Origin of the sequence: Cupriavidus cauae, assembly GCF_026210475.1 — a bacterium.
GTDB classification, from domain to species: domain Bacteria; phylum Pseudomonadota; class Gammaproteobacteria; order Burkholderiales; family Burkholderiaceae; genus Cupriavidus; species Cupriavidus cauae.
Genome location: NZ_CP080293.1, coordinates 2,729,715 through 2,754,801 on the forward strand (window position 1 = coordinate 2,729,715; position 25,087 = coordinate 2,754,801).

21 protein-coding genes and 2 pseudogenes are annotated in these 25,087 nt (G+C 66.8%); 4 read left to right on the forward strand and 19 right to left on the reverse strand.

What is annotated here, in order from left to right:
• Positions 1–135: 135 nt before the first annotated feature.
• Positions 136–1,029 carry an NAD(P)/FAD-dependent oxidoreductase gene (locus KZ686_RS12230; RefSeq protein ID WP_226108866.1) on the reverse strand — a complete coding sequence of 298 codons (894 nt, stop codon included), beginning with the start codon at positions 1,027–1,029 and terminating at the stop codon, positions 136–138.
• Positions 1,030–1,115: 86 nt separating this feature from the next.
• Between KZ686_RS12230 and KZ686_RS12235 the strand changes: the two genes are divergently transcribed.
• Positions 1,116–1,763 (forward strand): TetR/AcrR family transcriptional regulator, encoded by a 648-nt coding sequence (locus KZ686_RS12235; protein ID WP_265632505.1) that lies wholly within the window; start codon positions 1,116–1,118, stop codon positions 1,761–1,763.
• A 102-nt stretch (positions 1,764–1,865) separates the two neighbouring features.
• On the opposite strand, the gene guaA is transcribed toward KZ686_RS12235, so the two are convergent.
• The 3 genes from guaA to guaB form a co-directional block, all read right to left on the reverse strand.
• Positions 1,866–3,485, reverse strand: coding sequence for a glutamine-hydrolyzing GMP synthase (guaA, locus tag KZ686_RS12240; RefSeq protein ID WP_149319012.1), 1,620 nt, complete (start codon positions 3,483–3,485; stop codon positions 1,866–1,868).
• Positions 3,460–4,074 (reverse strand): hypothetical protein, encoded by a 615-nt coding sequence (locus KZ686_RS12245; RefSeq protein ID WP_265632506.1) that lies wholly within the window; start codon positions 4,072–4,074, stop codon positions 3,460–3,462. Before KZ686_RS12245 ends, guaA begins: the two co-directional genes overlap by 26 nt.
• A gap of 262 nt (positions 4,075–4,336) precedes the next feature.
• Positions 4,337–5,800: an IMP dehydrogenase gene (guaB, locus tag KZ686_RS12250; protein WP_149319014.1), complete on the reverse strand. Its 1,464-nt coding sequence runs from the start codon at positions 5,798–5,800 to the stop codon at positions 4,337–4,339.
• Positions 5,801–5,936: 136 nt separating this feature from the next.
• Here guaB and KZ686_RS12255 point away from each other — a divergent pair.
• Positions 5,937–6,896 (forward strand): annotated as a pseudogene (locus KZ686_RS12255) (DMT family transporter); the annotation flags it as partial.
• Positions 6,897–7,064: 168 nt separating this feature from the next.
• Here KZ686_RS12255 and KZ686_RS12260 read toward each other — a convergent pair.
• Entirely contained in the window at positions 7,065–7,433 is a 369-nt protein-coding gene (locus KZ686_RS12260; protein ID WP_265632508.1) for an RnfH family protein, read from the reverse strand.
• Positions 7,420–7,857, reverse strand: coding sequence for a type II toxin-antitoxin system RatA family toxin (locus tag KZ686_RS12265; protein WP_006579355.1), 438 nt, complete (start codon positions 7,855–7,857; stop codon positions 7,420–7,422). The genes KZ686_RS12260 and KZ686_RS12265 overlap by 14 nt, the downstream gene beginning before the upstream one ends.
• 227 nt (positions 7,858–8,084) lie before the next feature.
• Here KZ686_RS12265 and smpB point away from each other — a divergent pair, with 227 nt between their 5' ends.
• Positions 8,085–8,537 (forward strand): SsrA-binding protein SmpB, encoded by a 453-nt coding sequence (gene smpB / locus KZ686_RS12270; RefSeq protein WP_006579356.1) that lies wholly within the window; start codon positions 8,085–8,087, stop codon positions 8,535–8,537.
• Positions 8,538–8,598: 61 nt separating this feature from the next.
• On the opposite strand, the gene KZ686_RS12275 is transcribed toward smpB, so the two are convergent.
• From KZ686_RS12275 to ppsA, 3 genes are all read right to left on the reverse strand, one after another.
• Positions 8,599–9,531 (reverse strand): SPFH domain-containing protein, encoded by a 933-nt coding sequence (locus KZ686_RS12275; RefSeq protein WP_265632510.1) that lies wholly within the window; start codon positions 9,529–9,531, stop codon positions 8,599–8,601.
• A 56-nt stretch (positions 9,532–9,587) separates the two neighbouring features.
• Positions 9,588–10,013 carry an NfeD family protein gene (locus KZ686_RS12280; RefSeq protein ID WP_226108854.1) on the reverse strand — a complete coding sequence of 142 codons (426 nt, stop codon included), beginning with the start codon at positions 10,011–10,013 and terminating at the stop codon, positions 9,588–9,590.
• A 194-nt stretch (positions 10,014–10,207) separates the two neighbouring features.
• Positions 10,208–12,592 (reverse strand): phosphoenolpyruvate synthase, encoded by a 2,385-nt coding sequence (gene ppsA / locus KZ686_RS12285; RefSeq protein WP_265632511.1) that lies wholly within the window; start codon positions 12,590–12,592, stop codon positions 10,208–10,210.
• 357 nt (positions 12,593–12,949) lie between these two features.
• On the opposite strand from ppsA, the gene ppsR reads away from it, so the two are divergent.
• The gene (gene ppsR / locus KZ686_RS12290; protein ID WP_149319020.1) at positions 12,950–13,801 is read left to right on the forward strand and encodes a posphoenolpyruvate synthetase regulatory kinase/phosphorylase PpsR; all 852 of its coding nucleotides are present in this window, start codon (positions 12,950–12,952) and stop codon (positions 13,799–13,801) included.
• A 75-nt stretch (positions 13,802–13,876) separates the two neighbouring features.
• Here ppsR and KZ686_RS12295 read toward each other — a convergent pair whose 3' ends face one another.
• The 10 genes and pseudogenes from KZ686_RS12295 to ispC all read right to left on the reverse strand — a co-directional run.
• Positions 13,877–14,656, reverse strand: coding sequence for a TrmH family RNA methyltransferase (locus tag KZ686_RS12295; RefSeq protein WP_149319021.1), 780 nt, complete (start codon positions 14,654–14,656; stop codon positions 13,877–13,879).
• A 63-nt stretch (positions 14,657–14,719) separates the two neighbouring features.
• Positions 14,720–15,475 (reverse strand): ribonuclease HII, encoded by a 756-nt coding sequence (gene rnhB, locus KZ686_RS12300; protein ID WP_265633476.1) that lies wholly within the window; start codon positions 15,473–15,475, stop codon positions 14,720–14,722.
• Positions 15,476–15,666: 191 nt separating this feature from the next.
• Positions 15,667–16,800: a lipid-A-disaccharide synthase gene (gene lpxB, locus KZ686_RS12305; RefSeq protein WP_265633477.1), complete on the reverse strand. Its 1,134-nt coding sequence runs from the start codon at positions 16,798–16,800 to the stop codon at positions 15,667–15,669.
• Between the two features lie 107 nt (positions 16,801–16,907).
• Positions 16,908–17,711 (reverse strand): acyl-ACP--UDP-N-acetylglucosamine O-acyltransferase, encoded by an 804-nt coding sequence (gene lpxA, locus KZ686_RS12310; protein WP_149319023.1) that lies wholly within the window; start codon positions 17,709–17,711, stop codon positions 16,908–16,910.
• A gap of 84 nt (positions 17,712–17,795) precedes the next feature.
• Positions 17,796–18,248: a 3-hydroxyacyl-ACP dehydratase FabZ gene (gene fabZ, locus KZ686_RS12315; RefSeq protein ID WP_149319024.1), complete on the reverse strand. Its 453-nt coding sequence runs from the start codon at positions 18,246–18,248 to the stop codon at positions 17,796–17,798.
• Positions 18,245–19,351, reverse strand: a complete 1,107-nt coding sequence (gene lpxD, locus KZ686_RS12320; RefSeq protein ID WP_265632512.1) for a UDP-3-O-(3-hydroxymyristoyl)glucosamine N-acyltransferase — start codon at positions 19,349–19,351, stop codon at positions 18,245–18,247. The genes fabZ and lpxD overlap by 4 nt, the downstream gene beginning before the upstream one ends.
• A gap of 34 nt (positions 19,352–19,385) precedes the next feature.
• Entirely contained in the window at positions 19,386–19,913 is a 528-nt protein-coding gene (locus KZ686_RS12325) for an OmpH family outer membrane protein (RefSeq protein WP_149319026.1), read from the reverse strand.
• Between the two features lie 13 nt (positions 19,914–19,926).
• On the reverse strand, positions 19,927–22,227 hold the full coding sequence (gene bamA / locus KZ686_RS12330) for an outer membrane protein assembly factor BamA (protein ID WP_043438778.1): 2,301 nt from the start codon (positions 22,225–22,227) through the stop codon (positions 19,927–19,929).
• A 130-nt stretch (positions 22,228–22,357) separates the two neighbouring features.
• Positions 22,358–23,761 carry an RIP metalloprotease RseP gene (gene rseP / locus KZ686_RS12335; RefSeq protein ID WP_265632513.1) on the reverse strand — a complete coding sequence of 468 codons (1,404 nt, stop codon included), beginning with the start codon at positions 23,759–23,761 and terminating at the stop codon, positions 22,358–22,360.
• A 116-nt stretch (positions 23,762–23,877) separates the two neighbouring features.
• Positions 23,878–25,074: pseudogene (gene ispC / locus KZ686_RS12340) on the reverse strand (1-deoxy-D-xylulose-5-phosphate reductoisomerase); the annotation flags it as partial.
• Positions 25,075–25,087 lie beyond the last annotated feature (13 nt).

Sequence of the window (25,087 nt, forward strand, 5' to 3'; positions counted from 1 at the left end):
ACCGGAGGAATGACGGACCGCCGTCCAGGGTAGTCCGTCATCGCTGGAGCTGCTCAACCAGCTACCCGTCGATCAAGACAAGGACGATCCGAACCGATGCGAAGGCGCGTATCGTCTCGAGCCAACCCTGTGCTCTCAAGTCACCATCGATTGCTGGGCGAAGATACCGGCCATCGCGCCCTGCCATGATGCCGTGGTGACCGAGTGCATCAGGGGGTTGGCGAGGTCGCCCGCGGCGTAGACGCCGGGCATGCTTGTTTCGCGGCGCTCGTCGACTTTGAGGGCGATGCCCAGGGGCGTATCGACCGTGGCAAGGCCCAGCGATTCATGCAGGCTTGCGGACGGCTTGTTGCGCGGATGCGCGAACAGGATGTCGACCGCGACATTGGCGCCGGCATCGAGTTTGACGGTGGTGTTATGGCTCTCGTCATGGTCAATTTCGGTGATCCGGCCATCGACGACAGGTATATTGCGGTGCGCCAGATCGGCCCGGATATCGGGTGAAAGGTCGTGACCATTGGCGAAGACCGTCAACGTGTCGGTCCAGTCCTGGTACAGCCTGACATGGTTGTGCGACGGCGGGCCGGACCAGACGAGGCCCCAATGCCGGCCGGCGACTTCAAAGCCGTCGCAATAGGGGCAAGGCACGACGGACGTGCCCCAGCTTTCGGCAAAGCCCGGAACATCAGGCATCTGGTCCGCGACGCCATAGCTCAGGATCAGGCGGCGCGCCGCAAGGCTTTCGCCATCGCCAGTGAGGACCGAGAAATCGTCGATGGCGCCGGAGACGCTCTCGGCCCGGGCACTGACCAGCCTGATCGTGGGATAACGCATCAGCTGCTGCCGCGCCTCGGCCAGGATGTCGAGCGGTGGCTTGTGATCGTGGCCCAGCAGGCCATGCGAGTGGTCGGCGAAGCGATTGCGCGGCAGGCCGGTATCCAGAACGGTGACCTTGCGGCGGGAACGGCCGAGCTGCAGGGCGGCGGCGAGCCCGGCAAAGCTGCCGCCGATGATGATGACGTCATTCATGGTGATGGGCTCCGTGCTTGACCATTTACGATACTTAATGGTATCGTAATGCACGAATTTGAATACTGTCAAGTACTGGAATTGTCGTGACCGAAAACAACCAGGGCCGGCGCGGGCGGCCCGCCAACGAGGCGCTTGGCCAAACGATCGTCGACGCCGCGTGCGAACTCTTTGTGGAATTGGGTTTTCAGGCGACGACGATGGACAAGGTCGCCCAGCGCGCGAAGATATCCAAGCTAAGCATCTATCGGCACTTCGAGAACAAGGAGGCGCTGTTCAGCGCGGCCATCGCGGCCCGCTGCCATCAGTTCGCACCACAGGCCCTTCTTGAAGGCGTCGACGGTTCGGCCGAAGACCAGCTGATGGCGGTGGGATCATCCCTGCTCCGCACGCTGCTGAACCCGGACGTGCGCAGTGTCGAAGCCATGATCATGGCCGACAAGACGAATCAAAAGTCGTTAAGCAAGCGCCATTACGAAGCCGGCCCCGCCCATGTCATCGCCCAAATCGAGGCCCTGTTGCGTCAGTTGCACGCGAAGGCGGTACTGAACGTGCCCGATCCTCTCCGGTCCGCCCGCTTGTTTGCCGCGCTTTTCAAGGGATCCGATCTCCTGCTCATCGCACGCTTCGATGAGGCGAGAGCACAGGACGACAACGAAATCGAATCCTATTGCCGGTCGGCTGTCGCCATGTTCATCGCCGCGCACGGTGGCAACGACCACGAGAAGGGTTGAGCTTGCTGGACAGTGTCGGGCTGAGAATGAAAAAAGCCCGCGGTTACGCGGGCTTCGGTGTGTCTTGGCGGTGCGTGGTGCAGACCAGCTCTGAACGCTGGTTCACTCCCACTCGATCGTCGCCGGCGGCTTCCCCGAAACGTCATAGACGACCCGGTTCAAACCCCGCACTTCATTGATGATCCGGTTGGAGCAGCGGCCCAGCAGCGCGTACGGCAGATGCGCCCAATGCGCCGTCATGAAGTCGGTGGTCTGCACCGCGCGCAGCGCGACGACGTAGTCGTAGGTGCGGCCGTCGCCCATCACGCCGACCGACTTGACGGGCAGGAACACGGCGAAGGCCTGGCTGGTCAAGTCGTACCAGCTCTTGCCGACCTGGTCTTCAGTGCACAGGCCTGCGGCGGCGTCCTGCGCCGTGGCGATGGTGCCGCGCAGCTCTTCGATGAAGATCGCGTCGGCGCGGCGCAGCAGGTCGGCATATTCGCGCTTGACCTCGCCGAGAATCCGCACGCCCAGGCCGGGGCCCGGGAACGGATGGCGGTAGACCATTTCGGGCGGCAGGCCAAGTTCGACGCCGAGTTCGCGCACTTCATCCTTGAACAGGTCGCGCAGCGGCTCTAGCAGCTTCAGGCCCAGCGTCTCCGGCAGGCCGCCGACGTTGTGGTGGCTCTTGATGGTGGTCTGCTTTTTGGTCTTGGTGCCGCCGGACTCGACCACGTCGGGGTAGATCGTGCCCTGGGCCAGCCACTTGGCGCGGGTCAGCTTCTTCGCCTCGGCCTGGAACACCTCAACGAATTCGCGGCCGATGATCTTGCGCTTCTGCTCGGGATCGGTGACGCCGGCCAGATGGCCGAGGAACTGTTCCGAGGCGTCGATGTGCACGACCTTGGCGTGCAGGCGGCCGGCGAACATCTCCATCACCAGCTTGCCCTCGTCCTGGCGCAGCAGGCCGTGGTCGACGAACACGCAGGTCAGCTGGTCGCCGATCGCGCGATGGATCAGCGCCGCAGCCACCGACGAATCGACGCCGCCGGACAGGCCGAGGATCACCTCCTCGTCGCCGACCTGCTCGCGGATCCTGGCCACCGCCTCGGCGATATGGTCGCGCATGACCCAGTCGGGGCTGGCACCGGCGATCTTCAGCACGAAACGCTCCAGCATTTCGCGACCCTTGACCGTGTGCGTGACCTCGGGGTGGAACTGCACGGCGTAGTAGCCGCGCGCTTCGTCGGCCATGCCGGCGATCGGGCAGCTCGGCGTCGACGCCATCAGCTTGAAGCCCGGCGGCAGTTCGGTAACCTTGTCGCCGTGGCTCATCCAGACCTTCAGCATGCCGTGGCCTTCCGGCGTGACGAAGTCCTGCACGTCCTTCAGCAGCTCGGTATGGCCGTGCGCGCGGACCTCGGCGTAGCCGAATTCGCGGGTATCGCTCCACTCGACCTTGCCGCCCAGCTGCACGGCCATGGTCTGCATGCCGTAGCAGATGCCCAGCACCGGCACGCCCAGGTCCCACACCGCCTGCGGCGCGCGCAGCTGATGGTCCTCATAGGTGCTGGCGTGGCTGCCCGACAGGATGATGCCCTTCGGCGCGAACTCGCGCACGAATTCGTCCGACACGTCGTTCGGATGGATCTCGCAATAGACGTGCGCCTCGCGGACGCGTCGCGCGATCAGCTGCGTAACTTGCGAGCCGAAATCAAGGATGAGGATTTTGTCGTGCATGATGGGGAGCGATTGACGTGTCGACCGGTTCGACATCGGTCACCACTTCGGTGCCGGGACCGTAGCCGGGCGGCGGCGTGATGACCGGCTCGCGCCGGACTTCGGGGGATGGGGTTGGATGAATGGTCGGGGCGGCGGCCGCGGGACGGTTGGCCGCCGCCAGTTCGGCCTCGCGGCGCAGCAGTTCCTCGCGCTCGCGATTGCGGATGCGCTTGGCCAGCGTAATCTGCACCAGCGCGAAGAAGGCCAGCATCGCGGCCAGCAGTCCGAGCCAGATCCGGCCGGCGCCCTGCACCGGCAGATCGAAGAAGAGCAGCCAGGCCGCGATCAGCACCGCGCTGGCCAGATTGACCGGCCCGGCCATGCGTGCGACCGGCACCGTCAGCTGGCCGCGGAACGCCGCCTGGGCCAGCAGCCAGGCGAAGCCGAGCAGCGCCATGCCGAGCAGCTGGCCGTACAGCGCCGGCTGCGGCTGCGGCAGTTGCAACGCGGCATAGAAGGTGGCGAACGGCGCGAGCAGCAGCACGGCGCCGAGCGCGAGGTCGAACAGGGCATCGAAGAACAACACGGCGCGGAGCAGGACCTTCATCGATTCTCCTTGGCGGACTGACGTCGATTGATTCCGACTGATTCCCGACTGATTCCCGACTGACGAGCGGACCAACAATTTGGCGGACCGACAACTGAAACCGCGAAAAACCAGCGGGCCGGTCAGCATCGCCGGCCGGCCCGCGTGTTACGCGTGCAATGCGCGGCCCGGATATGACGCGCGGCTGCACCGCCTTCAGGCCGTGCAGCCGCGCATCACTGGCATCGCGAATGGCGCGGCGTTCGCCGGTCAGTCGCTGACGTCAGTCGATATGGTAGTTCGGTGCTTCCTTGGTGATCTGCACGTCGTGGACATGCGACTCGCGCATGCCGGCCGCGGTGATCTGCACGAACTGCGCATTCTCGTGCCATTCGGCGATCGAGCTGCTGCCGCAATAACCCATCGAGGCGCGCACGCCGCCGGTCAGCTGGTGGATGATGGCCATCACCGAGCCCTTGTAGGGCACGCGGCCTTCGATCCCTTCGGGGACCAGCTTGTCGACGTTGGCGGTGTTGTCTTCCTGGAAGTAGCGATCGGCCGCGCCGTCCTTCATCGCGCCGACCGACCCCATCCCGCGGTAGCTCTTGAACGAGCGGCCCTGGTACAGGAACACTTCGCCCGGGGCTTCCTCGGTGCCCGAGAACATGCCGCCCATCATCACGGTATGCGCACCTGCTGCCAGCGCCTTGGCGATATCGCCCGAGTAGCGGACGCCGCCATCGGCCACCAGCGGCACGCCGGTACCGGCCAGCGCCTCGGCCACGTTCGACACCGCGGTGATCTGCGGCACGCCGACGCCGGCGACGATACGCGTGGTGCAGATCGAGCCCGGGCCGATGCCGACCTTGACGCCGTCGGCGCCATGCTCGACCAGCGCGCGGGCGGCCTCGCCGGTGGCGATATTGCCGCCGATCACCTGCACGTGCGGGAAGTTGTCCTTGACCCAGCGGACCCGGTTCAGCACGCCCTGGCTATGGCCGTGGGCGGTGTCGACCACGATCACGTCGACGCCGGCCTTGACCAGCAGTTCGACACGCTCGTCGTTGTCCGGGCCGACGCCGACCGCCGCGCCGACGCGCAGCTGGCCATGGTCGTCCTTGCTCGCCAGCGGGTGCTCGACCGCTTTCTGGATGTCCTTGACGGTGATCAGGCCGCGCAGCTGGAAGGCGTCGTCGACGACCAGCACGCGCTCCAGGCGGTGCCGGTTCATCAGGCGCTTGGCCTCGTCCAGGCTGGCACCCTCGGCCACCGTGACCAGCTTCTCGCGGGGGGTCATCTTGGCGCGCACCGGGGCGTCGAGTTCTTCCTCGAAGCGCAGGTCGCGGTTGGTGATGATGCCGACCACGGTCTTGCCTTCCAGCACCGGGAAGCCCGAAATGCCGTGCTGCTGCGACAGCGCGATCACGTCGCGGATCTTCATGTCCGGCGAAATGGTGATCGGATCACGCAGCACGCCCGATTCGAAGCGCTTGACCCGCGCGACTTCCCGGGCCTGGTCGGCTGGCTTCAGGTTCTTGTGAACGATGCCGATGCCGCCCGCCTGCGCCATGGCGATCGCAAGGCGCGCTTCCGTCACGGTATCCATGGCGGCGGAAACCAGCGGAATGTTCAATTCGATCGAGCGGGTCAGGCGGGTGCGGAGGGAGACATCCCGGGGGAGGACGGCCGAGTAGGCCGGCACGAGCAGCACATCATCGAACGTGAGTGCTTTCTGGACAAGACGCATAGCGATTCCTCTAGGCGCAAAATCGAATTATACAGGAACCGCCCTTTGCATGACGTCCGCGTGCGCGGAAACTGCCGGGCCAATGCTATGCTTTGAGGCTTTTCTGAGCGGAGGCGCGTCCAGCGCGGCAAAACGGATGGGAATCGGCGTACTGTGCGGCCTGCTGGCCGGCGCGTTCTGGGGCATGGTGTTCATCGCGCCGAAACTGCTGCCGGTGTTTTCGCCGTGGGAACTGGCGATCGGCCGATACCTGGCCTACGGGCTGGTGGCCGCGGTGGCGGCGGCGCCGCTGATGCGCCGCATCGCCCGCAAGCTGACCCGCGCCGACTGCATCGCCCTGCTGCGCCAGGCCTTCACCGGCAACCTGCTCTACTACGTGCTGCTGGCCTTCGGCGTGCAACTGGCCGGGGTCGGTCCGACCTCGCTGATCATCGGCATCCTGCCGATCTCCGTCACCGTGATGGGCCGGCGCGACCACGGCGCGGTGCCGCTGTCGCGGCTGCTGCTGCCGCTGCTGGTGGTCGCGGTCGGCATCGCCTGCATCAACCTGGACCTGTTCGCCGGCGGCGGGCACGGCGCCCACGGCGCGGCCGCCGCCGAGGCCGCACGGCCGGTCTGGCAGAAGCTGGCCGGCGTGGTCTGCGCGGCCGGCGCGCTGGTCTGCTGGACGCTCTACGCCGTCGACAATGCCCGCTACCTGCAGCGCAATCCGCAATACAGCGGCAACGAATGGTCGGCGCTGTACGGGCTGTCGACCGGCATCGTGTCGGCGCTGCTGGCGCTGGTGGGCTGGCTGCTGTTCCGCGACGTGCTGACCGCCCCGGGCAGCGGGCGCGACTGGCAATGGTTCTGGTGGGTCAATGCGGCGGTGGCGCTGGGCGCCTCGCTGATCGGCAACAACCTGTGGAATATCGCCAGCCGGCGGCTGCCGCTGACGCTGTCGGGCCAGATGATCGTGTTCGAGACGTTGTTCGCGCTGGCCTACGGCTTCCTGTACGAGCAGCGCTGGCCGCGGCCGCTGGAGCTGGCGGCGATCGTGCTGCTGATGATCGGCGTGGCGTGGTCGGTGCGGCTGCATGCGGGGGACAAGGCCGCGGCGCCGGCACCGGCTGCGGGTGAGCCTGCAAGCGCCGAAGCCGGCGAAACCGCCGAATCGGGCCAGGCCGGCAAACGGATCGCTTAGGGCCGGGTCAGGACCGACCGGATTGGGACAGACCGGATTGGGCTGGCTTGGGGCGGCTTTTCGCCCTCGCCTGCCGACGGTTCAGCGCCCCACCGCCTCGCTGTCGCCGCCGCCGCGCATCCACTTCTGCCCTTCCCGCGTGCCGGCCTCGCGCGCCTTCTGCACGCGGCGCCGTCGCGCCGTCTTGGGATCGGCCACCAGCGGCCGGTAGAGCTCGATGCGATCGCCCTCGCGCACCGCCGTTTCCAGCGTCTTGAGCTTGCCGAAGATGCCGACGCGCAGTGTCGCCGGATCGAGCTCCGGATGGGCCGCCAGCACGCCGCTGGCCTCGATCGCAGCAGCGATCGTGCTGCCGGCGGGCAGTTCGATCTCCTTCATGAACACCGCGTCCGGCTTCGCATGGCAGACCGCCACGCGGACGGTCGCCCCGCCCGGCTCAGCTATTGCCATAGACCACCTCCGCGCGCTTGACGAAGGCGTCGACGAAGGTATTCGCAATCATGCTGAACACCGGCCCGATGATCTTCTCGAGGATGATGCTGGAGAACTCGTAATGCAGATGGAATTCGATCTTGCAGGCGTCCTCGCGCAGCGGAATGAAATTCCAGTAGCCGTTGAAGGTCTTGAATGGCCCATCGGCGAAATTCATGTCGATGCGGGTCGGCCGATGCTGCGTATTGCGGGTATGGAAATACTGCTTGATGCCGTTGAAATGGATATGCAGCTTGGCGTCGAGCAACGTCTCGGTCTGCTCGAACACTTCCACGCCGCCGCACCAGGGCAGGAACTTGGGATAGTCCTCGACGCGCGTGACCAGGTCGTACATTCGCTCGGCCGAATAACCGAGCAGCACGGTTTTATGGACGTCTGCCATGAGTTGACGGTTCTGGGCCGATGGCTGTCCACGGGCGACAACCGGGGCCGGTCTGTTTGCTAGAATCCGGATTTTAGCCGACGCGCGCCTGCCCTGGCGCACCCTCCGGCCGGAACGCCGCCATCGGCCGCGGCGCCAGTCATCGTACCAGCGGCCGCCACCGGCGGTCGCCAAACCGGCGGGGCCCGCAGCACGGCGCCGCCGCACCCTACCATCCACCACCACGCATGACCATCGCAGACAACAAGAAGGCCTTCTTCGACTATTTCATCGAGGAGCGATACGAAGCCGGCATCGTGCTCGAAGGCTGGGAGGTCAAGGCGATCCGGGCCGGGCGCGTGCAGATCAAGGAAGGCTATGTGGTGGTGCGCGACGCCGAGCTGTTCCTGATCGGCGCGCATATCAGCCCGCTGCAGAGCGCCTCCACGCACGTCAAGCCCGATCCGGTGCGCACCCGCAAGCTGCTGCTCAAGGCCGACGAGATCCGCAAGCTGATCGGCAAGGTCGAGCAGCGCGGCTATACGCTTGTGCCGCTGAACCTGCATTACACGCGCGGGCGCGTCAAATGCGAGATCGGCCTGGCCAAGGGCAAGAAGCTGTTCGACAAGCGCGAGACCGAGAAGGACCGCGACTGGCAGCGCGAGAAGGCGCGGATCATCAAGAGCGGCGGCAAGGAATAAGTCCCGCCGCCCGGTCCTCTCCTCCGCCCTGCCGGGCTAGCCTGGCTTGTCGCTGAATCAGCTAGCCCGCGTTCTTCTGGCTTTTGACGATCTGCAGCGCCGACGCCACCATCGAACTCATTTCGCCAAGGTTGCCCGGCACGATCAGCGTATTGCCGGTCTTGGCCAGATTGGCGAACGCGCTCACGTATTCCTCGGCGACCTTCAGGTTCACCGCCTCGACGCCGCCCTCCGCGCGAATCGCGCGGCCGATCTTCTCGATCGCCTGCGCATTGGCCTCGGCCACCGCCAGGATCGCCGCGGCCTCGCCCTGCGCCTGGTTGATCGCCGCCTGGCGTTCGCCCTCCGACTGCTGGATCGCCGCCTCGCGCGCGCCCGAAGCCAGGTTGATCTGCTCCTGCCGGCGCCCCTCCGAGGCAGCGATCAGCGCCCGCTTCTCGCGCTCCGCCGTGATCTGCGCCTGCATCGCATGCAGGATCTCCTTCGGCGGCGTCAGGTCCTTGATCTCGTAGCGCAGCACCTTGACGCCCCAGTTCGAGGCCGCCTCGTCCAGCGCATTGACAATGCTGTGGTTGATGAACTCGCGCTCCTCGAAGGTCTTGTCGAGTTCCATCTTGCCGATCACCGAGCGCAGCGTGGTCTGCGCCAGCTGCGTGATCGCGACGACGAAGTTGCTCGAGCCGTAGGACGCCTTCATCGGGTCGGTGACCTGGAAGTACAGCACGCCGTCGACCTGCAGCTGCGTGTTGTCCTTGGTGATGCAGACCTGGCTGGGCACGTCGAGCGGGATTTCCTTCAGGATGTGCTTGTAGGCGACGCGATCGATGAACGGCAGCACCACGTTGAGCCCGGGAGTCAGCGTCGCGCGATATTTGCCCAGGCGCTCGAGCACCCAGGCGTGCTGCTGCGGCACGATCTTGAAGCTCTGCGCGAGCAGCACGATCACGGCGATCAGGACCAGGAGAGGCAGCACGCTGCCGGCGACGTCTAGCATGGGGACTCCATCGGTTGCTTGAAGGGAAAACGAAGGCGGTGCTGCCCCGCGGCAGCCTAGCGCGGCACCACGACCAGCGTATTACCGCGGACCTCGACGATGCGATAGCGGCCCGGCAGGGCCTCGCCGGGCGCGCCCAGCTCGACCTGCCACTGCGCGCCGCGATACGGCACCCGGGCACGCCGATCGGCATCCCAGGCCGGTACATCGAGCTCCTGGCCGATATCGAGATTGACGTTCGGATCGGTGGCGGCCGCCCCGCGCCGCGCGCGGCCAAAGCGCGAGCGCCGCAGCGCCGCGAAGCCGACCAGCGCGACCACCGCCGCGACGCCGAACTGCGCCGCGACGCCGAGCCCCGACAGCGCCGCGATGCCCGCGGCCACGGCCGCCAGCGCGACCATCAGCAGATACAGCGTCAGGCTGGCCAGTTCCGCAATGACCAGCAGGACCGCAAGGCCGAACCAGATGTGGTAGTCCGCCATGGCGATTCACCCCTCGATATCGTTGTTGCTGTTCTTGTTCTGATGCCGGGCGCGGCCCCATGTGCATCGACCGCGGGCGCGCCCTGCCAAAGCGAAAAACCCCCGCGGCGCCGTGGCGCCTGCGGGGGCATGGCCGCACCCGACCGAGGTAGGGTGCGGCTGACGGTGCCGTTGACTGGCGTTGTCGATCGAATTTACGACGCCAGCTGCCGCCACGTGTCGATCACCGAATCGGGATTCAGCGAGATCGACTTGATGCCTTCCTTGGCCAGCCAGGCGGCGAAGTCCGGATGGTCGGACGGGCCCTGGCCGCAGATGCCGACATACTTGTTCAGCCGCAGCGCGGTCGAGATCGCGCGCGACAGCATGAAACGCACCGCGGGATCGCGCTCGTCGAAGTCCTTGGCCAGCAGCTCCATGCCCGAATCGCGGTCCAAGCCCAGCGTCAGCTGCGTCAGGTCGTTCGAGCCGATCGAGAAGCCGTCGAAGTACTGCAGGAACTCCTCGGCCAGGATCGCGTTGGACGGCACCTCGCACATCATGATCACGCGCAGGCCGTTCTCGCCGCGCTTCAGGCCGTGCTTGGCGAGCAGGTCGACGACCTTCTCGGCCTGGCCCAGCGTGCGCACGAACGGCACCATGATCTCGACGTTGGTCAGGCCCATTTCGTCGCGCACGCGCTTCATGGCCTTGCATTCCATCTCGAACGCCTCGGCGAAGTCCTCGGCGATATAGCGCGAGGCGCCGCGGAAGCCCAGCATCGGGTTTTCCTCGTCCGGCTCGTAGCGCGAGCCGCCGATCAGCTTCTTGTACTCATTGGACTTGAAGTCCGACAGGCGCACGATCACCGGCTTCGGATAGAAGGCGGCGCCGATGGTGGCGATGCCTTCGGCCAGCTTGTCGATGTAGAAGGCGCGCGGGCTGGCATGGCCGCGGGCCACGCTCTCGACGGCCTTCTTCAGGTCGGAGTCGACCTGCGGATAGTCGAGGATGGCCTTCGGGTGGACGCCGATGTTGTTGTTGATGATGAATTCGAGGCGGGCCAGGCCCACGCCGCTGTTCGGGATCTGCGCGAAGTCGAAGGCCAGCTGCGGATTGCCGACGTTCATCATGATCTTGACGTCGAGCTCCGGCATCTCGCCGCGCTGCACCTCGGTGACCTCGGTCTCGAGCAGGCCGTCGTAGATGCGGCCCTCGTCGCCCTCGGCGCACGAGACGGTGACCAGCGTGCCGTCCTTCAGCACATCGGTGGCGTCGCCGCAGCCGACCACGGCGGGCACACCCAGCTCGCGCGCGATGATCGCGGCGTGGCAGGTGCGGCCGCCGCGGTTCGTCACGATGGCCGAAGCGCGCTTCATCACCGGTTCCCAGTTCGGGTCGGTCATGTCGGCAACCAGCACGTCGCCAGGCTGCACGCGCTCCATCTCGCTGGGGTCGTTGATCACGCGGACCGGACCCGTGCCGATCTTCTGGCCGATGGCGCGGCCGGTGGCCAGCACCGCCGAGGTGCCCTTGAGCTTGAAGCGCTGCTCGGCCTTGCCGGCCGACTGGCTCTTCACGGTCTCGGGACGCGCCTGCAGGATGTAGATCTTGCCGTCCTTGCCGTCCTTGCCCCACTCGATGTCCATCGGGCGGCCGTAATGCTTCTCGATGGTCATCGCGTAGCGCGCCAGCTCGCAGACGTCCTCGTCGGTGATCGAGTAGCGGTTGCGCAGTTCGCTCGGCACGTCGACGGTCTTGACGCGGCCGGCTTCGCCCGGCGCGGTGAATTCCATCTTGATCAGCTTCGAGCCGATCGAGCGGCGGATGATCGGGTACTTGCCGGCCTGCAGCGTCGGCTTGAAGACGTAGAACTCGTCCGGATTGACCGCGCCCTGCACCACCGTTTCGCCCAGGCCGTAGCTGGAGGTGATGAAGACCACGTCGGGAAAGCCCGATTCGGTGTCGATGGTGAACATCACGCCCGACGCGGCCAGGTCCGAACGGACCATGCGCTGCACGCCGGCCGACAGCGCCACCACGTCATGGGCGAAGCCTTTGTGCACGCGGTAGGAGATCGCGCGGTCGTTGTACAGCGAGGCGAACACGTGCTTGATCTTGTCGAGCACGTCTTCGATGCCGCTGACGTTCAGGTAGGACTCCTGCTGGCCGGCAAACGAGGCGTCGGGCAGGTCCTCGGCGGTCGCCGACGAGCGCACCGCGAACGACGCTTCGGCGCCCTCGCGCTCCGCGACGCGGGCGTAGTGCTCGCGGATTTCCTGTTCCAGGCGCGGCTGGAACGGTGCGGTGGCGACCCAGTTGCGGATCTCGGCACCGGCCTCGGCCAGCGCCTTGACGTCGTCGACGTCGAGCGCCTTCAGGCGATCGGAGATGCGTTGGGTCAGGTTGTTGTGGGCCAGGAAGTCGCGGAAGGCCAGCGCGGTGGTGGCGAAGCCGCCGGGCACGCGCACGCCGGCGCCTGCCAGCTGGGAGATCATTTCGCCGAGCGACGAATTCTTGCCCCCCACCACTTCCACATCCGCCATGCGCAACTGCTCGAACGGCAGCACGTAGGCGCCGTCATTTGCCAGGTTGGTCATAAATGCCTCAAAACAAAGTAGGAAACCTGTCGCTCACGCCGGAATGTGGTTGGAGTTCTGCTACCGGGCGGATCGCTTTGCTAAACAATCCGGGGCACGGGGGACCGTGGTTTCGATATCGATCGAGACATCCGGTCGGCCATCGCGCTCATTGCGGTCATTGCGGTCATCGCGCCCTTCGCGACGGATCGGGTCGATGGAATCGGCGGAATGCTGTCGAGCCATTTTGTCGACAATCCCGCTTCGAATCGTCCCGCGCGTGGCGCGCCGTGCAATTGCTTAGCGAAAAGATCGCCGCTATTCTACCGTGCCGCACCGCACTTTCGCGTGCGGCAGGCCCCAAATAATTGTTCAGACATGGATTCCCCCGCCGCGCCGCGCGCCGACAAGCCCGCCGTCCGCACCGTATTTATCGTCTCGGACGGCACCGGGATCACCGCCGAAACTTTCAGTCATTCGATCCTGGCCCAGTTCGAGATGCGCTTTCGCAAGGTGCGAATGCCCTTTATCGATACGCCGGAAAAGGCGCATATGGCGGTCGGCAAGATCAACGAGGCCTTCCATGCCGAAGGCGTTCCGCCGATCGTCTTCACCACGCTGGTCAATGCCGAGTCGAACAAGGCGCTGCGCCGCGCCAAGGGCATGATTCTGGACATGTTCCAGACCTTTATCGAGCCGCTCGAAAAGGAATTGGGCCTGAAATCGACCCATGCGATCGGGCGCTTTCACCAGAATGCCGATACCGAGGCGTACAAGAACCGGATCGAGGCCATCAATTTCTCGCTGGCCCACGACGACGGCCAGTCGCACAAGAATCTGGCCGAGGCCGACGTGATCCTGGTGGGTGTCTCGCGCAGCGGCAAGACCCCGACCAGCCTGTATCTGGCGATGCAATATGGCCTGAAGGCGGCCAATTACCCGCTGATCCCCGACGATTTCGAACGCGGCAAGCTGCCGTCCGCGCTGTACGATTTCAAGCCAAAGATCTTCGGCCTGTCGATCGACCCGCAGCGGCTGTCGGAAATCCGCAATGAGCGCCGTCCCGGCAGCAAATACGCCTCGCTGGAAAATTGCCGCTATGAGGTCAACGAAGCCGAGATCATGATGCGCCGCGAGGGGATCAAATGGCTGTCGTCGACGCACAAGTCGATCGAGGAAATCGCCACCACGATCCTGCAGGAGATCAAGGTCGATCGGGACAATTATTGATCGAGCATTGGGTTGCCTCCCTCTCCCGCCCCTGCGGTAGAGGGGAGCAGCCGAGTGTCGACGCCGACGAGCGCCCTACCCCCGCCGCTGCCGCACCGCCTCGAACAGGCACACCGCGGTAGCCGCGGCGACGTTCAGCGATTCGAGCCCGCCGGGCTGCGGAATCCCGACCGTGCGCTGCACCAGCGCCATCCATTGCGCGCTGACCCCCGCCCCTTCGTTGCCGACCACCCAGCCGACCGGCCCGCGCAGGTCCGTATCGAACAGCGCCGCATCCGCGTGCGACGAGGTCGCCAGCAGCGGCACCGCGAGCCGCGGCGCCAGCATCTCGACCGTGCAGTGCTCGACGATATTCAGGTGGAAGTTGGCGCCCATCGCCGCGCGCAGCGTCTTCGTCGACCACGCGAAGGCGCAGCCGGTACCGAGGAACGCATGCTGGATGCCGGCCGCCGCGGCGCTGCGCAGGATCGAGCCGACGTTGCCGGCATCCTGCACGCCGTCCAGCACGATGCAGTCGGTGTCGATGCGCGCGGGCAGATGGCCCGCCGGGGTATCGATCACCAGCATCAGGTCAATGCCGTTGACCACGCCGGTGATCTGCGCGAACAGCGCGTCCGCCAGCACCACGACGCGCTGCTCGTCGATGCGGGCCAGCAGCGCGGCGACCTCGGGATGATCGAGATGGCGCTCGGACACCACGCAGCTGACCGGCTGGCCGAGCGCAGCCAGATAGGCGTCGGCCAGATGCACGCCGTCGAGTACCGACTGGCCGGCCTTGCGCCGCTGATGGGTCGAGCCGGTCAGGGCCTTCAGATGCTTGAACAGCGCGTTGTCGCGCGAGCTGACGTGCTTCACGTTAATCCACGTGGTTCTACGTTATGCCGCAGGGGTTATGCCACCAAGTTATGCCGCAGCGGCTCAGGACAGCGCCGGCCCGGGGCTGACGGCCGCGCCGATGGCGTCGTCGATCGCTTCCATCGCATCGAGCGCGTCGAAGGCATCGATGGTCTCGGCCAGTTCGTCGGGCGAAGGCCGCAGTCCCGCGGCCGCCGCGTCCAGCTCGCCGACCGGCAGCATGGCGTCGGCGCCCAACGGCCCGCGCAGCAGGGCCTCGCGCACGGGCGCGAACGAGCGGCGGTGATGCGGCGTGGCGCCGAAGCGCGCCAGCGCCAGCAGATGCTGCGGCGTGCCGTAGCCGACGTGGCTGTCGAAGCCGTATTCGGGATATTGCGCGTGCAGCGCGACCAGTTCGCGATCGCGGGCGACCTTGGCGAGGATCGATGCCGCCGAGATCGCCTGCACAGTGGCATCGCCCTTGATGACCGCCTCGACCGGATACGGCACGTGCGGGCAGCGGTTGCCGTCGACCTGCACCAGGTCCGGCGCGATGCCGCAGGCGGCCAGGCCGTGGACCGCGCGCTGCATCGCCAGCATCGTCGCGTGCAGGATGTTCAGCGTGTCGATCTCCTCGACCGTGGCAAAGGCGATATGCCAGGCCATCGCGCGCGAGCGGATCTCGTCGAACAGCGCCTCGCGCCGGGCCGCGGTCAGGATCTTGGAGTCGGCCAGGCCCTCGATCGGCCGGGCCGGATCGAGCACCACCGCGGCGGCAAACACCGGACCGGCCAGCGGCCCGCGTCCGGCCTCGTCGACGCCGCACAGCCGCTGCGCCATCGCCGCGGCGGGCGACAGCGACAGGCCCAGCTGCGCTTCGGCGGCGGCGGCCTTGGCGGCCTTGCCGGGCCTCGTTGCCTTCGCGGCCGTGGCGGCCCTGGTCTTCGCGCCGGTCTTGCCGGCCTTGGCGGCGCCAGTGGCAGTTCCGGCGGCGGCACCGCTGCCGGGATTGCGCGCAGGCAGCCGCACCATCAGCCGGCCCTCCGGCTGCGCAGCAGATCGACCACCACGTCGGCGGCGATATCGGCGGTATTGCGGCGCAGGGTCTGGTGCATCTGCGTAAAGTGCTCGTACAGGAAGGCGGTGTTGTCCTGGTCGTTCAGCTGCAGCAGCGTCTCGCGCGCCAGCGCCTCGGGCGTGGCGTCGTCCTGCAGCAGCTCTGGAACGACGAAGCGTCCCGACAGGATATTCGGCAGGCCGACATAGGGCAAATAGCCCTGCCGCTTCATGATCTGCGCGGTCAGCCAGGGCACCTTGTACGAAATCACCATCGGCTTCTTGTACAGCGCCGCCTCCAGCGTCGCGGTGCCGCTGGCGAGCAGCACCACGTCGGCCGCCTCCATCGCCAGGTGCGACTGGCCGTCGACGATGGTGACATCGAGTTCGGGATATTCGCTGGCATGCGATTCGATCACGGCCCGTAGCGACGCATTGGCCGCCGGCACCACGAAGGCCAGCGCGTTGTCCATCTGCCGCATCTGCGCCATCGCGGCGAAGAACGTCGCGCCCAGGTGCCGGACCTCGGACTGCCGGCTTCCCGGCAGCACCGCTACCACGCGGCGCCCGGGAAGCAGGCCCAGCCTGGCGCGCGCGCCGTCGACGTCGGGCACCATCGGAATCACGTCGGCCAGCGGATGGCCGACATAGGTCGCGGCGATGCCGGCCTTGGCGTAGATCTCGGGCTCGAACGGGAACAGGCAGAGGATATGGTCGACGGCTTTCGCGATGGTGCGGATGCGCCCGCCCCGCCAGGCCCAGATCGACGGGCTGACGAAGTGCACGACCGGGATGCCGGCGCGGCGCAGCGGCACCTCCAGGCCGAAATTGAAGTCGGGCGCGTCGACGCCGATGAAGCACAGCGGCGGATCGGCCAGCAGCCTGTCGCGGATCGCGCGCCGCGTGGCGAGAATCTCGCGCAGCGAGCCCAGCACCTCGACATAGCCGTTGACCGACAGGATCTCCATCGGCCAATGGGAGACGAAGCCCTGCGACATCATGCGCGCGCCGCCGATGCCCGAGTAGGACACCGCGTCGCCGAGCCGGGCCCGCAGCCCCGACAACAGCAGCGAGGCAAGCAGGTCGCCCGAGGCCTCGCCGGCCACCATCGCAATCTCGCCACGCAGGTCGGACAGCGCCGATGGGGCCGCGGCGGCCTGGGATTCGAATACCGGAATCGGCTGCATTTTCGCGTCGGCCATGGCGACGCCGGGCTTCAGCGCACGATGCCGCGCTTGGTCGCGGCGATGAAGTCGAGGAAGGCGCGCAGCGGCACGGCGGTGCTCGCATCGGCCTGGGCCAGCATCTGGCCGATCTCGGCCTGGGCCTGGTCGAAGCCCAGGTCCGACTTGTACAGCAGCTTGTAGGCCTGGCGCAGCGCGGCGATCTGGCCGGCGTCGAAACCGCGGCGGCGCAACCCTTCGACGTTGATGCCGTGCGGCGTGGCCTTGTTGCCGTTCTTGTCGCTGGCCGCGATCACGAACGGCGGCACGTCCTGCACCAGCGCCGAGGCGCCGCCCAGCATCGCGTGGTCGCCGATGCGCACGAACTGGTGCACCCCGCTCATGCCGCCGAGGATGGCCCAGTCGCCGACCTGCACGTGGCCGGCGATCTGCGCATTGCTCGAGAAGACGGTGTGGTTGCCGACGCGGCAATCGTGCGCGATATGCACGTACGCCATGATCCAGTTGTCGTTGCCGATGCTGGTCACGCCCTCGTCCTGTACCGTGCCGGTATGGATCGTGGTGAATTCGCGGATGCGGTTGCGGTCGCCGATCACCAGCCGGGTCGGCTCGTCGCGGTACTTCATGTCCTGCGGCGCGCCGCCGACCGAGGCGTACGGCCCGATGCGGTTGTCCGCGCCGACGGTGGTATGGCCTTCGATCGTGGTATGCGCACCGATCACGGTACCGCTGCCGATCCGCACATGGGGACCGACGATGGAAAACGGTCCGACGCTGACGTCGGCCGCCAGTTCGGCCTTCGGGTCGACCAGGGCGGTGGGATGGATTTGCGTCATGCGTGAAAGTCCTATCGATCTTGGGGTGGGCGGCGCGTCCGCCGTGGCGGACGCCGCGTCAAGACGGCGCCTGGCGCCGTGTCTTCAGGCGTCGGCCTGCTTGACGGTGCACATCAGTTCGGCCTCGCAGGCGACCTTGTCTTCGACAGTCGCGTAGGCCTTGAATTTCCAGATGCCGCGGATATAGCGTTCGACCGAGACATGCATATGCAGCTGGTCGCCCGGATAGACCACCTGCTTGAAGCGGGCGCCGTCGATGCCGACGAAGTAGTACAGCGAGCCTTCCTTGCGCTCCATGTCGGCGCCGAAGGTCAGCAGGCCGGCCGACTGCGCCAGCGCTTCGAGGATCATCACGCCCGGCATCACCGGCGCGCCGGGGAAATGGCCCTGGAAGTACGGCTCGTTGATGGTGACGTTCTTCAGCGTCTTGATGCGCTTCTGCGGCTCGAACTCGAGCACGCGGTCCACCAGCAGGATCGGGTAGCGATGCGGCAACAGCTTCAGGATCTGGCGGATGTCGATGTCGGTGGCGGTCATGATGATTTCTCTTCCGTATTCTTTGTCGTGGCGTCCGGGCCCTGCCCGCGCAGGCGCTTCTCCAGCTGCATCACGCGCTCGCGCAGCTTGGACAGCCCCCGCACGATGGCGGCGTTGCGCTCCCAGTCGCCATGCGGCAGGAAGGGAAACACGCTGGTGAAGTGCTGGCCCGGCCTGGCGATCGATTTGGTGATCGAGGTCCCGCCTGATACCGTGGTGCGATCGGCGATCTGCAGATGGCCGGCGAAATTGGCCGAGCCGCCGATCATGCAGAAGCGGCCGATCCGGGTGCTGCCGGCCACCGCGGCGCAGCCGGCGATCACGGTGTGGGCGCCGACGCGCACGTTATGCGCGATCTGGACCTGGTTGTCGATCTTGCAGCCTTCCTCGATCACGGTGTCGCCCATCGCGCCGCGGTCGACCGCGGTGTTGGCGCCGATCTCGACATCGTCGCCGAGCACCGCGCGGCCGGTCTGCGGAATCTTGACGTATTCGACGCCATCCGGGCGGATGTCCGGCGCAAAACCGAAACCGTCGGCGCCGATCACCGCGCCGCTGTGGACGATGCAGCGTTGCCCGACCACGCAGCGGTGATAGATCGATACGTTGGCGAACAGCAGCGTGTCGTCGCCGATCTGCGCGCCCGCGCCGATATAGGTGTTGGCCAGCACGCGCACGCGCTCGCCGAGCCGGGCGCCGGCTTCGATCACGACATTGGGGCCGATATAGCAGGAGGCGGGGACCACCGCATCGTCGGCGACGCTGGCGCGCGGATCGATGCCGGTGCGCGGGTCGTGGTTGGCGGCGCGGTCGAACTGCTGCGCGATGCGGGCGAAGCAGACGTAAGGATTGCGCGCGACCAGCCAGTTGCGGCCGTCGGCGTGGCCTTGCTCTCGGATGCGCTCGAGGTCGGCCGGCGAGACGATCACCGCGGCGGCCGACGAGGTCAGCGCCTGCGGCAGATACAGCGGATTGGACAGGAAGGACAGCTGCCCTTCCCCGGCCTGGTCGAGCGGCGCGAGGCCGCGCACGGCCAGCGTGGGATCACCCACAACTTGCGCGCCGGTGTCCGTGGCGAGCTGACCCAGTGTGGGTGTCTTCATCGCGGTACTTCCTGGAACGACGAACGCGGACGGCTTACTTGCCGCCGGCGTTCAGGGCCTTCATCACATCGTCGGTGATGTCGATGCGCGGATTGACGTAGACGGCTTCCTGCACGATCAGATCGTACTTGCGCTGCTCCGCCAGTTGCCGGATCACGCGGTTGGCGCGCTCGAGCACCTGCGCCAGTTCCTCGTTGCGGCGCTGGTTCAGGTCCTCGCGGAACTCGCGCTGCTTGCGCTGGAATTCGCGGTCCAGATCGGCCAGCTCGCGCTGGCGGCGCTGGCGGTCTGCGTCCGCCAGCACGGCGGTGTCCTTGTCGAGCCGGTCGGCCATGCCCTTGATCTTCTGGGCCATGTCCTGCAGCTCGCGGTCGCGCTTGGAGAACTCCTGCTCCAGCTTGACCTGAGCCTGCTTGGCCGGCTGCGAATCGCGCAGGATGCGCTCGGAATTGACGGCGGCGATGCGGGTTTCCTGCGCGCCGGCGGGCGCGGCCACCGCCAGTGCGGCCGCCGCCGCGGCGGCGACGGCAAACGATTGGATGATGCGGGTTGTATTTTTCATGAATCGACCTCTGTCAGAACGCGGTACCGATCTGGAACTGGAAGCGCTGGGTGCGGTCGCCCTCTTCGCGCTTGAGCGGGAAGCCCACGCTGACCTTCAGCGGACCGATCGGCGACAGCCACGACAGGCCAAGGCCGGTCGAATACCGCAGATCGCTGAAGCGCGGCGCCTCGCCTTCCTGGTACACGTTACCGAAATCAAAGAACGTAAAGAGCCGCAGCGTGCGGTCCACGCCGGAGCCCGGCAGCGGGAAGATGAATTCGACGTTGCCGATCACCTTCGAGGCACCACCGATCGGGTTGCCGTTCTGGTCCTTCGGGCCCAGCGTGCTGGTCTGGTAGCCGCGCACCGAGCCGATACCGCCGGCGTAGAAGTACTTGAAGACCGGGAAGTCCTTGCCGGCATAGCCGTGGCCGTAGGCGATCTCGCCGTTGAACGCCAGCGTGAAGGCCTTCGACAGCGGATAGTAGTACTGCTGCTGCAGCGTGGCGCGGTAGTACTGCGTATCGCCGATGCCGGGCAGGCCGACTTCGAGGTTGGCCTGCGTGTACGGACCCTTGGTCGGGATCAGCGCGCTGTCGCGGCGATCGCGTGCCCAGCCGATCGTGAACGGGAAGTTGTTGGTGACGTCGCCGTTCTCGCGTACCCAGCGCTGGTACTGAATCGGCGTGTTGTTCGACACCGTCAGTTCGGTCCGCTCGTAGCCGATGCCGAAGAACACCGTGTCGTTCTCCGAGAACGGCACGCCGAACTTGAAGCCGCCGCCGGTCGACACGATGCGGTAGTCCTGGTCGCCGATGTAGTACAGCGGGCGCGAGGTCCGGTAGTAGATGTCGGTGGAGCGGCTGATGCCGTCGACGGTGAAATACGGGTCGTACTGCGTCAGGGCAATCGTGCGGAACGACTTCGCGGTGTTGACGTCCAGGCCCAGGCTGGTACCCGAACCAAACACGTTGTCCTGGCGCAGGCCGGCCTGCAGCACGAGCTTGTCGGTCGACGAGAAGCCCATGCCCAGGCTGATCTGGCCGGTCGGCTTCTCGGTGACGTTGACGTTCACATCGACCTGGTCGGGCGCGCCCGGCACGTCCTCGGTGGTGATGTTGGTGTCGGTGAAGTAGCCGGTGCGGTTGATGCGGGCCTGCGATTGCGTCAGCTTCTCGCTGTCGAACCACGAGCTTTCCATCTGGCGCATCTCGCGGCGCACCACCTCGTCGCGGGTCTTGCTGTTGCCGACCACGTTGACGCGGCGCACGTAGACGCGGCGACCCGGGTCGACCATCAGCGTCAGCGCGACCTCGCGCTTCTCGCGGTCGATCTGCGGCTGCGGATTGATGGTGGTGAACGCATAGCCGTAGGTGCCCATCAGGTCGGTGATGGCCTTGGTGCTCTGCGTCAGCTTTTCCGACGAGAAGATGTCGCCCTTCTTCAGGGTCAGCAGCTTCTCCATTTCTTCCTGCTTGCCGAGCAGCTCGCCGGCGAGGCGGATGTCGGACACCTTGTACTGGTCGCCTTCCTTGATGTTCAGCGTCAGGTAGATGTCCTTCTTGTCCGGCGTGATCGACACCTGGGTCGATTCGATCGCGAACTCGAGATAGCCGCGGTTCAGGTAGAACGAGCGCAGCGCCTCGAGGTCGGCCGTCAGCTTCTGCTTCGAGTACAGGTCGTTCTTGGTGTACCAGGACAGCCAGTTCGGCGTGGACAGCTGCATCTCGTCGCGCAGCGTGCCTTCCTTGAAGGCCTTGTTGCCGACGATATTGATCTGCCGGATCTTGGCGATCGGGCCTTCGTCGACGTTGAACACGACGGAGACGCGGTTGCGGTCCACCGGCGTGATCGTGGTCTGCACCTCGGCCGCGTAGTAGCCGCGCGCGACGTACTGGCGCTTCAGTTCCTGCTCGGCCTTGTCGATCAGCGCGCGGTCGTAGTAGCGCGCCTCGGCCACGCCGACGGCCCGCAGCGAACGGCGCAGCGTGTCCTTGTCGAATTCCTTGATGCCGACGAACTCGAGCTGCGAGATGGCCGGGCGTTCCTCGACGTGGACGACCAGCACGCCATCCTCGGCGCGGATCTGCACGTCCTTGAAGAAGCCGGTGTTGTAGAGCGCGCGGATCGCGTCGGCGCCCTTGTCGTCGGTGAAGGTCTCGCCTACCTTGACTGGCAGATAGCCGAAGACCGTGCCGGGTTCTACCCGCTGCAGACCTTCAACCCGAATATCCCTGACCACAAACGGATCCGCGGCCCAGCCCGCCGGTGCCCAGGCCGCGATGATGGCACTCGCCAGCATGCTAAGCGAGATGCGCTTATGTCTGATCAATCTTGATCCCCTCTTTGATTCCATGCAGGATTGGGCTCTGATGCTTCGCCGGGCGGCCTCGCGACGAGGTCCGCAACGGTACGCCGTGGCCGGTGCCACAGCACGCCGCTACGTCGTTGCGCACCGGATTCTAGCTGCGCGCGAGAAACAGGCGGCTGACGTCGTTGAACAAGGCGAGAGAAGTCAGGAGCAAGATGCAGGCAATGCCGACCTTCTGCAGCACAGCCTGCCAGTGGTCTGGAACGGGCCTGCCAGTCAAAAATTCAACGCAATAATACAGCAAATGCCCCCCGTCCAATACCGGAATGGGTAACAAATTCAATACGCCGAGGCTGACGCTGACCAGCGCCAGGAAGCCGACGAACGGTTGCCAGCCGAGGTTCGCGGCCTTGCCCGCGTAGTCGGCGACGGTCAGCGGACCGCTGAGGTTCTGCAGCGAAGCCTGGCCGATCAGCATGCGGCCGAGCAGCTTCAGCGACAGCACGCTGGTGTCCCACACCTGCTGTCCGGCACGGACCAGCGCCTGCAGCGGGGCATCGCGCACGGTCTCCATCTGCACCGCCTGCGCCAGCGCGGCGCCCAGCTTGCCGGCCGTGGCGGCCTTGCTGCCGCCCTCGCCCGGCCCTTCGCCCTCGGCCGGCACCGCGTCGACCTTGACCGGCACCTGCAGCGTCCGGCCTTCGCGTTCGATCGACAGCGTCGCATGCGCGCCCGGATTCGCGCGCACCGCGCGGATCAGCTGATCGGCCTGGCGGATGGGCTCGCCCTGCCACGCCAGCACGCGGTCGCCGGCGCGCAGGCCCGCGCGTTCGGCGGCCGAATCGGGCAACACCTCCCTGATCGTCACCGGCCCGCCCTTGAGCGCGAGCCCCAGCGTGGCCAGCGGATCGCGCTGCGGATCGCCGCCGGTATTGGGCAGCCGCGCAATGGTCAGGTCGCGGTCGGCGCCGTCGGCCCCGCGCACGCGCAGCACCGCGCCGGCACCGTCGAAGCCCTGCGCCATCACGGCCATGCGCAGATCGTTCCACGAGCGCACCGTCTCGGTCTCGTCGTTGGCGCTCAGCGCGAGCACGCGGTCGCCGTCGCGCACGCCCGCCTGCGCCGCAGCCGTACCGGCGACCGGAGCGGCCAGCACCGGCGCGGGCTCCTGCATGCCGCCGGCGAACAGCGTGAAATACAGCACGATCGCCAGCAGGAAATTGGCGACCGGCCCGGCCGCGACGATGGCGATGCGCTTGCCGACCGGCTGCCGGTTGAAGGCGCGCGGCAGGTCGGCCGGATCGAAGGGAGGATCGCGCTCGGGATCGCGTTCGCGCTCGTCGAGCATCTTGACGTAGCCGCCCAGTGGAATCGCCGCCAGCGTCCATTCGGTGCGGTCGCGATGGCGCGAGACCCAGCGCAGCAGCGGACGGCCGAAGCCGATCGAGAAACGCAGCACCTTGACGCCGCAGGCGCGCGCGGCCAGGTAGTGGCCCATCTCGTGCACGTAGATCAGGATGCCGAGCGCAACGATGAAGGCGAGGATGGTCTGCATGGCGGCGGTCCGGTTCAGCTCGGCGTGGCCGCGCCGGCGTTGGTGCCCGCGTTGTTGCCGGCGTTGTTGCCCGCGTTGTTGCCGGCGTTGTTGCCAGCGCTGGTGCCGACGTTGGCACCCGCCCTCGCGCCGGCACTTGCCCGCCCGCCCGCCTGCACCAGCGTCCGGGCCAGCGCGCGGGCCTGCTGGTCGGCCTGCAGCACGGCGTCGAGCGAATCGGCCGCATGGCGCGGCCCCTGCTCGAGCACCCGCGCGACAACGCCGGCGATATCGGTGAAGCGGATCGCGCCCTGCAGGAAGCTGTCGACCGCGATCTCGTTGGCGGCGTTCAGCACCGCCGGTGCCACCCCGCCGGCGCGCAGCGCATCGAAGGCCAGCGCCAGGCACGGGAAGCGCTGCAGGTCCGGCGTCTCGAAGGCCAGCGTGCCGGCCGCGACGAGGTCCAGCGGCGAGACGCCGGCGTCGATGCGCTCGGGATAGGCCAGCCCATAGGCGATCGGCGTGCGCATGTCGGGGTTGCCCAGCTGCGCCAGCACCGAGCCGTCGGCGTACGCGACCATCGAATGGACGATGCTCTGCGGGTGGATCAGCACCTCGATGCGCTCGGCCGGCGCGCCGAACAGCCAGTGGGCCTCGATCACCTCGAGGCCCTTGTTCATCATCGTCGCCGAATCGACCGAGATCTTGCGCCCCATCACCCAGTTCGGATGGGCGCAGGCCTCGTCGGGGGAAATGTCGTGCAGCGAGGCCGGATCGCGCGTGCGGAACGGCCCGCCCGAGGCGGTCAGCACCACGCGGGCGACGCCGGCCCGATAGCGCGGATCGTCGAACGGCAGGCACTGGAAGATCGCGTTGTGCTCGCTGTCGATCGGCAGCAGCGTCGCGCCGTGCTCGCGCACCGCGTCCATGAAGATGGCGCCGGACATCACCAGCGCCTCCTTGTTGGCCAGCAGCACGCGCTTGCCGGCCCGCGCCGCGGCCAGCGTCGGCCGCAGCCCGGCGGCGCCGACGATGGCGGCCATCACGGTATCGGCCTCGCCATCGGCGGCGACCTCGGCCAGCGCCGCGTCGCCGTGCAGCACCTCGGTGCCCACGCCGGCTACGCGCAGCCGCTCGCGCAGCTCGACGGCCGCGCTCTCGCTGCCGACCACCGCCCGCGCCGGGCGGAACTCGGCGCAGCGCTCGGCCAGCTTGTCGATCTGGCGATGCGCGGTCAGCGCATGCACGGCGTAGCGCTCGGGATGGCGCCGGATCACGTCCAGCGTGCTGTCGCCGATCGAGCCGGTGGCGCCTAGGACGGTAATGCGACGCATGAAAGAGGCCTGG